At 41.1% G+C, this 13,719-nt stretch carries 8 protein-coding genes; all 8 read right to left on the reverse strand.

Going from position 1 to position 13,719, the window contains the following annotated elements; all coding sequences use genetic code 11:
• Positions 1-216 precede the first annotated feature (216 nt).
• Complete coding sequence (locus ATS75_RS03105) at positions 217-2,088, reverse strand: hypothetical protein (RefSeq protein WP_058558948.1); 1,872 nt, start codon at positions 2,086-2,088, stop codon at positions 217-219.
• A 9-nt stretch (positions 2,089-2,097) separates the two neighbouring features.
• Positions 2,098-3,189: a hypothetical protein gene (locus ATS75_RS03110; RefSeq protein ID WP_058558949.1), complete on the reverse strand. Its 1,092-nt coding sequence runs from the start codon at positions 3,187-3,189 to the stop codon at positions 2,098-2,100.
• A gap of 56 nt (positions 3,190-3,245) precedes the next feature.
• Entirely contained in the window at positions 3,246-6,383 is a 3,138-nt protein-coding gene (locus ATS75_RS03115; protein ID WP_058558950.1) for a hypothetical protein, read from the reverse strand.
• A gap of 401 nt (positions 6,384-6,784) precedes the next feature.
• Positions 6,785-7,954, reverse strand: coding sequence for a 2-methylaconitate cis-trans isomerase PrpF (gene prpF, locus ATS75_RS03120; RefSeq protein WP_058558951.1), 1,170 nt, complete (start codon positions 7,952-7,954; stop codon positions 6,785-6,787).
• 10 nt (positions 7,955-7,964) lie between these two features.
• Positions 7,965-10,571: a Fe/S-dependent 2-methylisocitrate dehydratase AcnD gene (acnD, locus tag ATS75_RS03125; protein WP_058558952.1), complete on the reverse strand. Its 2,607-nt coding sequence runs from the start codon at positions 10,569-10,571 to the stop codon at positions 7,965-7,967.
• Between the two features lie 127 nt (positions 10,572-10,698).
• Positions 10,699-11,823: a 2-methylcitrate synthase gene (gene prpC / locus ATS75_RS03130; RefSeq protein ID WP_058558953.1), complete on the reverse strand. Its 1,125-nt coding sequence runs from the start codon at positions 11,821-11,823 to the stop codon at positions 10,699-10,701.
• 25 nt (positions 11,824-11,848) lie between these two features.
• Complete coding sequence (gene prpB / locus ATS75_RS03135) at positions 11,849-12,727, reverse strand: methylisocitrate lyase (protein ID WP_058558954.1); 879 nt, start codon at positions 12,725-12,727, stop codon at positions 11,849-11,851.
• A 116-nt stretch (positions 12,728-12,843) separates the two neighbouring features.
• Entirely contained in the window at positions 12,844-13,530 is a 687-nt protein-coding gene (locus ATS75_RS03140; RefSeq protein ID WP_058558955.1) for a GntR family transcriptional regulator, read from the reverse strand.
• Positions 13,531-13,719 lie beyond the last annotated feature (189 nt).

Raw genomic sequence — 13,719 nt, forward strand, 5'->3', positions numbered from 1 at the left:
TAATATCAAGGCGGTACTTAGTAAGAGTGTATCCCTTTTAAGAAGGAACAACGATGAAAGTAAGTGCCTGTGAAACGCCCAGCGGGTTGGTTTAAAAGCAATTTATACTGCGTTATTAATTTTAACAAGAGAATGGCCACTATTTGCAGTCAATGCCTTGCCTAAATCGCTTTTAATTCCAACGACGCTCGCATCTTGAGATGGCTTAGGTATATATTAAAACAAAGACTCAAACGTGCCATCAGAGAATAAAATTCCAGGTACGCCTCTAACAGCAGTTACATCAGCAATTTGTGTATCGCCAAAATACAGACCGCCACTAAAATTACGCCCTTTTTGTTTAATATCTATCCAACGGCCATGCTGCCCTTTTATCACCGCATTCGTATTTTCACCTACCTGGCGAATAGCGATATCCAGTGGCTGTCGGTCAAGCGTAATAAAAATGTTTGCATTATTAAGCACATCTAGATTTGACATATCCCCAACGTACGCCAACTTAAAGCCTGGTGCACCATTCAGTGGCATATCTAACATTAAAGAGAAAGAAATGTTCGCCGAATCTTCATTTATAAAAGGTGTTTTTTCAATTGCTTGAATTGCAATACCTGTAGTCTGAATATCTGAAGAAATAACACCATCAAAATCGAAACCTGAGATCACCGTTAGTAACTCCTCAAACGGGCTCACGAATCTATCAATATTAGCAGTGAGTGTTCCTTCTATTTCGCTACCTTCTTTCTCAAGCTTAATCATAGTTGTTATGTTTGCAATACCTGTGACCTCTTCTTGTGTTAAGTCAAAAGGGTCATCTGTACCATCAAAGTCAAGAATGAGCTCAGAGACGTCTACAGTAAGCTCAGTTATACCGCGATTGATCTTTGCACTTATCTCTCCATTAATTTGATTCCCTAGCACACTACTTATTTGCCATTTAGGTACATTCATGTCTATTTGTACTTGGTGATCGTCGTACATGCCGGAAATCTGCCATCTGTAAGGCGATTCCGCATAAATAACATCTAAATTACCAATCTTATAAGTACCAGCATTCGTGTTCGATGCCGGTGAGAAGTTTGATAACACATCAAAAATAACATTCGTAAATGTTAATACTGTTTGCTGTGAATCAGTATCAAGTAATGCCTCTGCTTGAGTTAACTTTTGAGTGAGCTCATCACTGTACTTTTGTTCTTGAAGTCTAATTACAGCAAGTGCATTTCGTACATCATCTAATAACTGACGAGAGTCAAGTGTCGGTACCGGCAGCTCACTAGCCATTATTTTATCTTGTTTAGACAAAGAAAAAATACGTTGCTTTATTTCACCAGCAACAGATTGTATCAATTGATTTCCTTGAACATTTAGTAAATTTTCAGCAAGATATTGTTGCGCAAATGGTGCATAACTCTCAATGCCACTCTTGAAATCAACCTCTGTAGATACAATCGTGGTCTGTGTATTAAGTTGGCTCTCTATTTCTCTCGCTTTTTGAAGAATTACCCCAAATGTTAATGCATTTGTAAGCATCTCCGCTTCTAAATTATCATTGAGTTGGCTATGCGTAAGGTGATAAAACGGAGTGGCACTTAAACTAGCTAGTGTGACATCCAAATTTTCAGCACTGCTCAGCGCACTCACAGGTGAAAGATAGACATTATTACTCCCTGGTGCAGCAAAGAATTTCGCAGCATAATCCAGAGGTATATCCATGACTTCTTGGTAATCAATTCGTCGATTACCATTTTCATCATTAGGGTTGTCACGAAGCGTTCTCCCACACCCATCAAAACTAGGGCAAGGAAGTGACACAGAGTCTGAAATAAACTCAACCTTATGAAACTCTAAACTTGTTAAATCTATTGTAAGTGAATTGACGTCATCAACCGCCAGCGTTCTCACTTGTGCAGTCTGCTCATTGGTTATTTTTAGTGTACCAGCAGGGCTTTGCCAAGGTGCAATATAAAAACTAACCTGAGACGATGTTTGAGGCAATGAGATAGCATCTGTTGATGCTGTATCATCAGATGAACCGCCACACCCTACTAGTACTGAAAATACACACAAAGGAATTATTTTTTTTATCATGAGGGCCTCTTAAAACGCTAACTTCACATACCAACTCACATTGGCATAATATGCTTTGTCGATATCTAAATTATCTGTTTGCACAGAAAAACCTAAGTAATCGTTTTCTATTCCTAACAGCACCGCTTCGCTATTTGTTTCATACCCTGTGTATGCTGACCAATGATCCCAAAAATGAACCGCAGCCTTCACTTGAACAAATGAATCCTTGTCGTAACGCTTAAATCTAATTTGTGTTGAGTATTGATCACTCAGTCTGTAATCGATATACGCTTTGTAACGCGTCGCCATTTCAAAAGTGTGCGTTTTCTCATGTCCAAGCTCAGAAGTAGATAAACGAATGGTTGGTTGAGATACGATTCCGCCATCTGCAGTTTCACTAAATGGCACTTCAGTGGTGTAGCCATTTACGAATCCACTTTTTTCATATTCAGTTTCATAGAGTAAATCTTGGATTAGTAAACTCACCGATAGATCTTGATTGATGTCCCAATTTGCAGCCAAGTCTAAACTGTAACCCACACCTGATGGGTTTTCGTCTGGTGTAAATCGTTTGAAAAGAATATCTTTAGAAAAATAATAATCGACTTCTAGTGCACCTTGAATTTCATCGCTATAAACTGTGCCCTGGACATGTGCATCTTGAAAATGCGTACTTGCAAATACGGTTAGTTTTGGGGTGATAGTAAGCGTATCTGACTCTAAAAATTTAAAATCATAAGACACAAATAAACCATTAGTTGTTGATTGTTTACCATCTAGATCGTAAATGTAATTCCTTTCTTCAAAAGGCAAATCATTTTTTTCTGTATGTAAATAGCGCGCAGTATCTGGGTCAAAACTTAACACATAATCGAATCGACTTTGATAACCTACCTTTAGATTTTTATAAGCAACCCCTAACTCAAATACATTGTAAGTGAAAGCACTATCACCAGAAGTTAAAGGCGCATCAAAGTCGTCAATAAAAGACTTTACTGGTTGAGTCTCAGCGTATACTTCGGCATCTAAGGTTGAAAAAAACTGGTAATCTGTATTGGCATTGCTAAGAGGAGATATTAATAGAGAAGAAAATCCTAACGTCAGAATTTTTTTTTTCATACTTATTTCACTTGTTATTATTAAAGAGGGGGAAACTTCCCCCTCTTAATTTTGTATTACTTAGCTTCGTCTAAAAAGCTAATGTCAGTGTAATCGATAACTTCACCATCGATATATGTAACTGAAATACCATTTGTTATCTCAGTCACAGTACCAAACTGCATCATCATTTCATTATAGTTTGCAGTTACTGAACCTTTGAAAACATCATCACTATCAGAGGCTGACATCTCGATTTTGTAATTAATCTCATTATGAAGATTAACTTCAACACCATATGTCTCATCATCTGTTGAATCATCTAACCAAAGCATAGCAGTGAAGTCCAACTCACCTGCCAAGCCAGACGCAGTAATATTACCCATCTCAGACATATCATCACCGCTTAGCGTGACAGTACCAGTAAAGCCAGTATCGCCATCAGTAAATGTAACCTCATTCCAAGACTGTACACTCGCTAAAGTGCTATCGAAGATATCATCGAAAGAAACATCTGCACTGAAATCAAATACAGTACAAGTATCACCAGGTTGCATGTTACCAGCTAAGCATTCAGCTGCAACAACAGACAAATCGTCATCTTTATTGCCTAATGTAGCCATAACGGTGCGAAGCATCTCGTCATTATCGTCAAGTACATCAACCGCAAGGTAACCATTATACGCTAGCGCTAATCTCGCTGGAGCCTCTGTTTTGCTTGAGTCAAACAGGTATTCGCCTTTTAACTCAACAAATTGTTCTCCATCTTCGTGAGTTAATGTTAAGAATAAACGCTCCTCACCTTGATTCGTTTTATTAAAGCTGTAAGTCCATTCAGGGTAACGTGTAGACACAACATCTGTAGCTTCATCGCCCAAATCGTAAGCTTCATCTAATACATCGTAAACCATTTCACCCACATTAAACGCGGCTTTACCACCGGTCTTTGTTGCTAGTGATACATTGCTAATCGAAGCAGTGTCTGTTTTAACTTGAACTAAAAATTCAAACTTCTGAGCAGCCATTGTTGCTTCTTCGAGCAATATCTGCGCTTTTGCAGAGTCATCAGCAGCTTGAATTAAAAGTATAGATGAAGATGTAAGAGCTAAAGTTGAAGATTCGTTAAGAGTAGATGCTAAGGTAACATCCGCATCTTCTACTGCAATTGCAGAAAGTGAAGTTGCTGCTGAAACACCAGCTGTTGCAGCAAGTTCAAGAGCATCTGCGTTGCTTGAAAGCATTTGAGCTGCAGCTAACGCTGAATTTGCAACTTCTATAGCTGCCAACGCTTCTTCTGCATTACCATATACAGCTTGCTCAACAGCTACTTTAGCTGAAGTTGATTCAATAGATGAAGTCTCAGCAGCAGATTGAGCAACTGTTAAACTTTCTGTCGCAGCCATTGCGTTCGCAACTGCGATTTCTAAATCTAAGCCCAACGCAGAAACGGCTTCACTTGCACGAACAACCTGTGCTTCAACGCCAGTTACAATAGAATTCACTTCAGCAAGGCCAGTCTCAAGATCGGCTTCAATATTTTGTGCATCAGTCAAAACCTGAGCATACGCTGCATTTTTGGCTGCCAAAGCCTGAGCTGATTTAACAAGACCTGACGCTCTAGCTAGTGAAGCTTCAATATTAACAACCCAATCGCTATATTTAGGAAGGTTTGATGAAACATCAAATACTGCGTCACTAAATGCTTTAACCTGGTCGGAGGTTTCAAGCCCTGCATCGCCTAATGTAACAACTGTTTCTAATGCCGCGGCAGCCATTTCAACTTGCGGTGCAACTTCATCAATAAAAGCTTGCGCCAAAATAAGCTCTGAATTTAATTCTGAGGCTAATTTAGCGTCAAATTCTTCACCAACATCACAGTCATCCGTACAACCAATTTCTTTCAATGCTTCTTTAACATCTTTGGCCGTTTTATTTAAATCTTTATCTACACCCGCTTCCTTAGCTTTGGTTTGGACTTCTTCAACTGCTTTAGTAGCATTAGCTTTAAGTTTCTCTATTGCTGCAGGGTCAGTTACCCCCATATTCTCTGCTACTTTTGCAAATGCTTCATCAACACCTTCGCCACTGATTACTGCAGAAAAAATCAAGCTAGTATTTTCTACTGCTTTTTGTAATTCAGTTGCTATTTTTTTAATAGCATCATCATCATTATTCGCAACTTTACCAGTTTGTACAGCACTCGAAAGACTAGAAATTAAATTACTTAATGAGCCACTTGAGCCTGTTCCCGCAAGCGTTTGAAGCGAAACAGCTGTTTGCATTAGAGCTAATGTGCCTGCATCCAATGAATCGCCTTCGCCGATATCAGTAAAATCAACTGCACCACCAGAAGATATATCTCCAATCAATGCTGAGGCTTTCAATGCAGCGCTTGGGCCAACAATTTGAATCAGTGTTTTAAGGCTAGCTGCCGCAACTTCTTCGTCTGAAACGGCTGTGCCATCAGCAGCACTATCGAGTAATAATTTAGCGGCAACACTCGTATAAAATGTCGCATTTGCTGCATATGATTTGGCAGAAGCATTATCACCATCAGCAAAGCGAGGACTTGGCCCTTTGCTCTGTGCGGCTGTTTCTGGTGGACTTATAAACTTAACGACTTGTAAAGCTAAGTCGTCTTTGTACCATTCGCCAAAATCGATGTCAGTATCGCCATTGTTTAGCATCGTTTCATCATCTGAAACGGCTGGTGCTGTTTCATACGAACCACAACCTACCAATGAATCACATTTTACAAAGCTATCATCACCTTCTTTAGATGTTGCCACAGTAATATGAAGTGGACCTGTAAAGCTGTCTTCAATGAATAACGTGTAGCCGCCATTTGCCGCGGTCATAAACGCTTCAGGGTTTGAGGCAGCAATTTTTGCTTTAGCACTTGCATCGGCATCAGCTTGAGATGTTGTAGATTCTGCTGAAAAGCTTTCATCCGCAGCAGCTAAGCGAAATGCCACTGGAACATTTTCGCCAGCTTCATTAAGCGTAGTTACTGTGACAGTTGCATTTTTTAGGGAACCTTTTACGGCTTTCCCTGAGACTTTGGTGTTGAAGTTAGTCGTTACTTCAGCATTGTAAACTGTAACTGGAGTGGGTTTTGTGTATACATTTTCGTTGTCCGAGCCGCAACCAGCTAAACTTAGGGTTAATGCAACCGAAGCCGCGATTGGGGTATACTTTATTATTCTATTCGCCATGTAAATCTCCTTGAGCGCTTGTTAGCAATTAGCATTACTTAAGCAAGAATACATTAATACGGCCTAACGTTTAAGTTAATATTTTGTATCAAACTGTACATATTAATGTAATGAGCTGTTTAAAATTTTAGTTTCATAAACTTAACATTAATATATGACAATTTACCTTAAATTGTAATTTTTATTACACTCCATGGTTCAGTAATTTGAAATACTTATTAAAATATATAAAACCTATATTTATCAATAATATAATTAACAATAAATATAAAAATATCTGCTTTTTGTTCTAGTAGAGCAACTGAGAATGCTTTTTAGCGTCATTACCAACCCATTTCGTTTACATTCATTAACAGTTGTAACAAGTGCCTAAGGGATTCTCAGGCACATTTGGTCTTTATTCAGACAGGAACGTGCACTACACCCTGCATAATAACTCTTGCACTGCGGCTCATACTCGCCTTTGTTACTTGCCATAGACCATCGGTATTTTTAGCTTGGGCACCCACTTTTAAAGTACCCGATGGGTGACCAAAATTAATTTCATTCAGATCTCCACCACCTGCTGCAAGATTAACTAAAGTGCCATCAATGGCAGCAGCAGTGCCAATAGCAACCGCCGCTGTCCCCATCATTGCATGATGTAATTTTCCCATTGACATAGCTCGTACAACTAAATCGATGTGTGTCTGTGGAATTTCTTTATTGCTCGAAGCCATGTAAGACTGTGGCTTGTTAACAAATGCAATTTTGGGTGTGTGTTGACGCCCCGCGGCCTCGCTGATATCACTGATCAAACCCATTTTAACAGCACCATGAGCGCGGATAGATTCGAGTTTAATAAGTGCATCCACATCATTGTTGATGTCGTCCTGCAATTCAGTACCTGTGTAACCAATATCCTGTGCATTAACAAACACAGTCGGAATGCCTGCATTTATCATCGTCGCTTTGAGTGAGCCAAACTCTGGCACTTCAAGCTCATCAACTAGGTTACCTGTTGGGAATAATGCCCCATCACCGTCTGCTGGATCCATAAACTCAAGTTTTATTTCTGCAGCAGGAAAGGTTACACCGTCAAGTTCAAAGTCTCCAGTTTCTTGCACTTCACCCATTGTAATTGGTACATGCACTAAGATAGTTTTTTTTATGTTAGCTTGCCACACTCTAATAACTGCAACACCATTTTGTGGAATACGTGAACTATCAACTAGCCCATTACTAATTGCAAACGCACCAACTGCAGAAGTTAAATTTCCGCAGTTTCCACTCCAATCAACAAAGGGTTTATCAATTGCTACTTGGCCAAATAAATAATCTACATCATGATCGGGGTGAGAGCTTTTACTTAAAATAACGGTTTTACTTGTACTTGAAGTAGCGCCCCCCATGCCATCTGTTTGTTTAGCATAGGGATCGGGGCTACCAATAACACGAAGCAGTAATTCATCACGTGCAGGACCTGCAACTTGTGCAGCCTTTGGCAAATCGGTCAAGTTGAAAAAAACACCTTTACTTGTCCCGCCACGCATATACGTTGCGGGTACTTTAATCTGCGGTTTAAATGCCATAATCTACCCCTTATACACTTTTGCTTGCTTCTAAGAAGTCTTGCGCAAAGCGTTGTAATACACCACCTGCAGTATAAATAGACAGCTCTTCTTGTGTATCTATACGACATTTAGTTTCAACTGTTATCACTTCCCCCTCTGTTCGTGTGATAATTAAATCAACACGACCACCTGGCGATAGCTCGCCTGCGACATCATAAGATTCGGTTCCATCGAGCTTAAGTGTTTTACGGGTTGTACCGGCTAAAAATTCAAGTGGAAGAACACCCATGCCTATTAAATTGGTTCTATGAATACGCTCGAAACCTTCAGCCGCAATTACTTCAACACCCGCCAGGCGGACACCCTTTGCAGCCCAGTCTCTAGACGAACCTTGGCCATAATCTGCACCAGCAACAATTATCAGCGGTTGCTTTCGTTCCATGTAGGTTTCAATTGCTTCCCACATACGAGTAACTTGACCTTCAGGTTCTATTCGCGCGTAAGAGCCTTGTTTAACTTCGCCGTTTTCAATGACCATTTCGTTGAGTAATTTTGGATTTGCAAACGTTGCACGTTGCGCGGTTAAGTGATCGCCTCGATGCGTGGCGTATGAGTTAAAGTCTTCTTCTGGCACGTTCATCTTAGTTAAGTATTCACCTGCAGCGCTGCTTGCCATAATCGCATTAGAAGGAGATAAATGATCCGTTGTAATGTTATCGCCAAGTACCGCTAATGCGCGCATCCCTTTCATAGTGCGCTCACCTGCTAATGCCCCTTCCCAATAAGGAGGGCGGCGAATATAGGTACTTTCTGGGCGCCAATCGTATAAAGGGTCGTTATCTTCGCCGTAATCTACGGTTAAGTTAAACATTGGTTCATATACTTTTCTAAACTGCTCAGGCTTAACACTTTGCTTGATCACCGCATCTATTTCTTCATCAGATGGCCATAAATCTTTTAAGGTTACATCGTTACCTTGTTGATCTTTACCGAGGATATCTTTTTCTATATCAAAACGAATGGTACCGGCAATTGCATAAGCAACCACAAGCGGTGGAGATGCTAAAAATGCTTGCTTAGCATACGGATGAATACGACCATCAAAGTTACGATTGCCTGAAAGCACCGCTGTTGCGTATAAATCGCGATCTATCACTTCTTGTTGGATTTTAGGGTCTAGTGCACCACTCATGCCGTTACAGGTAGTACAGGCAAAACCAACAATACCAAAACCAAGTTGTTCTAGTTCTGGTAATAAGTTTGCGTCCTCAAGGTACGATTGCACTGCTTTAGAACCCGGAGCCAATGAAGTTTTAACCCAAGGTTTACGCATTAAACCTTTTGCATTCGCGTTACGCGCCAATAAACCTGCCGCAATCACATTGCGCGGGTTACTGGTATTAGTACAGCTAGTAATAGCGGCAATAATACACGCGCCATCTGGCATTAAGCCTTCTTCGTTTTCAACAACACCCGAAATACCTTCTTTAGCTAAATCGCTAGTAGATACACGACGATGCGGGTTTGAAGGACCTGCAATGTTGCGCCCTACACTTGATAAATCAAATTTAAGTACACGGTCATAATGCGCTGTTTTTAAGCTATCGCTCCATAAACCTGCTGTTTTAGCGTAGTTTTCTACTAGTGCAATTTGCTCTTCATCACGACCTGTTAAACGCAAGTAATCAATGGTTTTATCGTCAATGTAGAACATAGCCGCGGTTGCGCCAAATTCTGGGGTCATGTTAGAAATGGTCGCTCTGTCACCTAGCGTCAGTGCATCAGCCCCTTCACCGTAAAATTCGAGGTAAGTCGATACCACACGTTGCTCACGTAAAAATTCGGTAATAGCCAATACAATATCAGTTGCAGTAATGCCCGGTTGGCGTTTACCGGTAAGCTCTACGCCAACAATATCTGGTAAACGAATGTACGATGCGCGCCCTAGCATTACACTTTCGGCTTCAAGGCCACCAACACCAACAGCTATCACACCTAACGCATCTACATGAGGCGTGTGGCTATCAGTACCGACTAATGTGTCTGGGAATGCAATACCGTCACGGTTTTGAATCACTGGCGACATTTTTTCAAGGTTAATTTGGTGCATGATGCCATTGCCCGGCGGGATCACATCTATATTCTTAAACGCGGTTTTTGTCCAGTTTATAAAATGAAAACGGTCATCGTTACGTCTGTCTTCAATAGCGCGATTTTTTTCAAACGCTTCAGGGTCAAACCCTGCATGCTCTACAGCCAACGAGTGATCAACAATTAATTGTGTAGGTACAACGGGGTTTACTTTAGCTGGATCGCCGCCCTTTTGCGCAATGGCATCACGTAACCCTGCTAAATCAACTAAGGCGGTTTGCCCTAAAATATCATGACATACAACGCGTGCCGGATACCACGGAAAGTCTAAGTCTTGCTTGCGCTCAATAATTTGGCTAAGCGCATCGGTTAACATATCAGGCTCACAGCGGCGCACTAAGTTTTCGGCAAATACACGCGAGCTATAAGGAAGAGTAGCGTAAGCACCTGGTTTAATGGCATCTACTGCGGTCTGGGTGTCGTAGTAATCTACATTTGAGCCTGGTAATGGCTTACGGTATTGGGTGTTATTAATAATGGTCATAATAAATTCGCTAATTTGGTGACGGGGTTAATCAAGACAGGCTTTAGATTTGAAGGTGTATTGTTTGCAAAATTTGCTAAAGCCGTAAAAGGTGAGTTGGTAACTCACCTTTGTATGGACTATATGTTTATCTTGATTCAATTGGCGTGTAGCTACGCGCATCTGGCCCTGTGTAGTCAGCACTTGGGCGAATAATACGGTTATTTGCACGTTGCTCTTTTACGTGTGCTGTCCAACCGGTTACTCGGCTCATTACAAAGATAGGCGTAAACAACTTAGTAGGAATACCCATAAAGTGGTAAGCCGATGCATGGAAAAAGTCAGCATTACAGAATAACTTCTTCTCACGCCACATTACTTCTTCACAGCGAACTGATACTGGGTAAAGCACATCGTCACCCACTTCTGCGGCTAATTTTTCAGACCATTTTTTAATAATTACATTGCGTGGATCTGACTCGCGGTAAATAGCGTGACCAAAGCCCATAATTTTATCTTTACGCTCAAGCATGCCCATAAGCGCGTCTTCTGCCTGATCGGCACTAGTAAAGCTCTCAATCAAATCCATTGCAGCTTCATTAGCACCACCATGTAATGGCCCACGTAAAGTACCAATAGCGCCGGTAACACATGAGTGAATGTCAGATAATGTTGATGCACATACACGACCGGTAAAGGTAGAAGCATTAAATTCATGCTCTGCGTATAAAATAAGCGACACATTCATTACTTGTTCAAACAGCGCTGATGGTGCTTTGTCGTGTAACATTGTTAAGAAATGCGCGCCTACTGAGTCATCATCAGTTTGTGTTTCAATGCGAACACCATCATGAGTAAAGCGGTACCAATAACAAATAATACTTGGAAAAATAGCGACCATACGGTCGATTGCATCGTTTGCTTCACTAAAATCGTTTTCCATTTCAAGGTTACCTAGCATAGAGCAACCTGTGCGCATTACATCCATTGGGTGCGCGTCTTTAGGAATGTTCTCAAGCACTGTTTTTAGTGCTTCAGGTAAACCGCGTAAACTTTTAAGTTTAGCTTTATAATCAGCCAGCCCTGTAGTGGTTGGCAGCTCGCCGCGTGAAAGTAAAAATGACACTTCTTCAAACTGCGCTTTCTCTGCAAGCTCACTAATATCGTAACCACAGTAAGTTAAACCTGAACCGGTTTGCCCTACTGTACATAATGCTGTTTGTCCTGCTACTTGTCCGCGTAAGCCTGCGCCACCTAATGCTTTATCTACCATGATTTGTCTCCTGTTGAATTTTTTATTATTTGTCAGATTTTGCTGAAAAAAGGTTATCAAGGGTGTTTTCATACGTGTGATAATCTAAAAAGTCATAAAGCTCAGCACGTGTTTGCATGTTCTCAATTTGACTTTGTTGAGAGCCTTCATTCAAAATAGCTGAATACACGTTTAACGCCGCTTTATTCATCGCTCTAAACGCACTTAACGGGTAAAGCACCATTTGCACGCCAACATCACTTAACTGCTCTTTGGTATAGATTGGCGTTTGGCCAAACTCGGTGATGTTTGCCAAAATTGGTACATTTAGCGCCTTAGTAAATGCTTGATAATCAGCAAGGTCATGCACGGCTTCAGCAAAAATGGCATCAGCGCCCGCTTCAACACAAGCCGCAGCACGGTCAATCGCCGCATTTAGGCCTTCTTTTTGAAACGCATCAGTACGCGCCATAATGTAAAAATCGCTGTCTGTTTTAGCATCAACTGCTGCTTTTATGCGGTCAACCATTTCGCTTTGGCTCACGATCTCTTTATTTGGGCGATGACCACAACGCTTTTGTGCTACTTGGTCTTCAATATGAAATCCCGCAGCACCCGCTTTTGTCATTTCTTTTACGGTACGGGCAATATTAAACGCCCCACCCCAACCTGTGTCTGCGTCAACCAATAAAGGTAAATCGCTAGCACCGGTAATACGGCGGATATCTTCAAGTACGTTATCAAGGCTGGTCATACCTAAATCTGGCATGCCGTAAGAGGCATTCGCGACACCGGCGCCAGACAAGTAAATTGCTTGGTGACCCATTTTTTCAGCCATCATGGCTGTATAAGCATTGATAGTCCCTACCACTTGCAGTGGCTGGTTGTTTGCTATCGCTTGTTTAAACTTTGATCCTGCTGACATTGCTGTCTCCTTTGAACGGTAACTGCTCGAGGCAGAGTTTATTTTTTAAATACTTTCTATGACAGTTTGACTGTCTTAAATTACTGCGCAGCCTTCTTTTGTGCTGCTTTTAATACCTACATTGATTGGTATCTATCAAATTTTGCTTGAATATTGGATTGTGAGGCACTGATATGGCGCTTCATTAATAACTCAGCCAATTCACCGTCATGGTTTTCAATGGCATTAATAATGGCTAAATGCTCATCAAACGCTTTCGACACCCGCGGCCCAACCATGCCCATTTGTACACGGTACATCCTAATTAACTGGTATAAACCGTTACTTAATAAATGAATAAGGTGCTCGTTTTTACTGGCTTTGATAATGCGATAGTGAAAGTCTAAATCGCCCGCTTCTTGGTAGTATGACTCGCCCTCTTTTACTCGCTGCGTTTGTAAGTGCTGATTGAGTAATTGTTTTAAGCTTTGCACTTCATCAGCTGCCATATTGTCGGCAGCCAACCGGCATGCCAAGCCTTCAAGTGCACTACGAACTTGATACACTTCGATTAATCGCTCTGCGGTAAGGGCGACTACTCGACACCCTACGTTCGCTTTTCGTTCAATTAAGTAGCAACTTTCAAGGCGGTTCAGCGCTTCACGAAGCGTTGCGCGACTCACACCATAGCGCTTTGCCAGCTCAGGCTCTGATATTTTACTGCCTTGCTCAATACTGCCTTCAACAATCTCACGGCGCATATCAACAAACACCTGATCAGATGCGGTAGTAATAAGCGTTTTGCTAAAAGCATCTTGTGTCATAGGTTACTTCTTTAAGATTGTCGACAATTTGTGGTTACACTATGGTCTTTATGTGAAATTGTGTCAACCTTAAATAAACAAAAACGAGGCTTAAAACGAGTTATTGTCGACATAAACAAAGTAAACACTACTGTAAACAGCTAAAAACTAATTATTAACCATCAGGTGTCGACAAGTCATATCACTAAA

The organism is Pseudoalteromonas sp. H105 (genome assembly GCF_001469215.1).
In the GTDB taxonomy this organism is placed as follows: Bacteria; Pseudomonadota; Gammaproteobacteria; order Enterobacterales; family Alteromonadaceae; genus Pseudoalteromonas.

What these genes read in the sequence shown, in the direction of transcription:
- prpC (WP_058558953.1), bottom strand. Translation starts at nt 11,823, where the DNA reads ATGGTAGATAAAGCATTAGGTGGCGCAGGCTTACGCGGACAAGTAGCA.
- ATS75_RS03140 (WP_058558955.1), bottom strand. Translation starts at nt 13,530, where the DNA reads ATGACACAAGATGCTTTTAGCAAAACGCTTATTACTACCGCATCTGAT.
- prpF (WP_058558951.1), bottom strand. Translation starts at nt 7,954, where the DNA reads ATGGCATTTAAACCGCAGATTAAAGTACCCGCAACGTATATGCGTGGC.
- prpB (WP_058558954.1), bottom strand. Translation starts at nt 12,727, where the DNA reads ATGTCAGCAGGATCAAAGTTTAAACAAGCGATAGCAAACAACCAGCCA.
- ATS75_RS03115 (WP_058558950.1), bottom strand. Translation starts at nt 6,383, where the DNA reads ATGGCGAATAGAATAATAAAGTATACCCCAATCGCGGCTTCGGTTGCA.
- ATS75_RS03105 (WP_058558948.1), bottom strand. Translation starts at nt 2,088, where the DNA reads ATGATAAAAAAAATAATTCCTTTGTGTGTATTTTCAGTACTAGTAGGG.
- ATS75_RS03110 (WP_058558949.1), bottom strand. Translation starts at nt 3,189, where the DNA reads ATGAAAAAAAAAATTCTGACGTTAGGATTTTCTTCTCTATTAATATCT.
- acnD (WP_058558952.1), bottom strand. Translation starts at nt 10,571, where the DNA reads ATGACCATTATTAATAACACCCAATACCGTAAGCCATTACCAGGCTCA.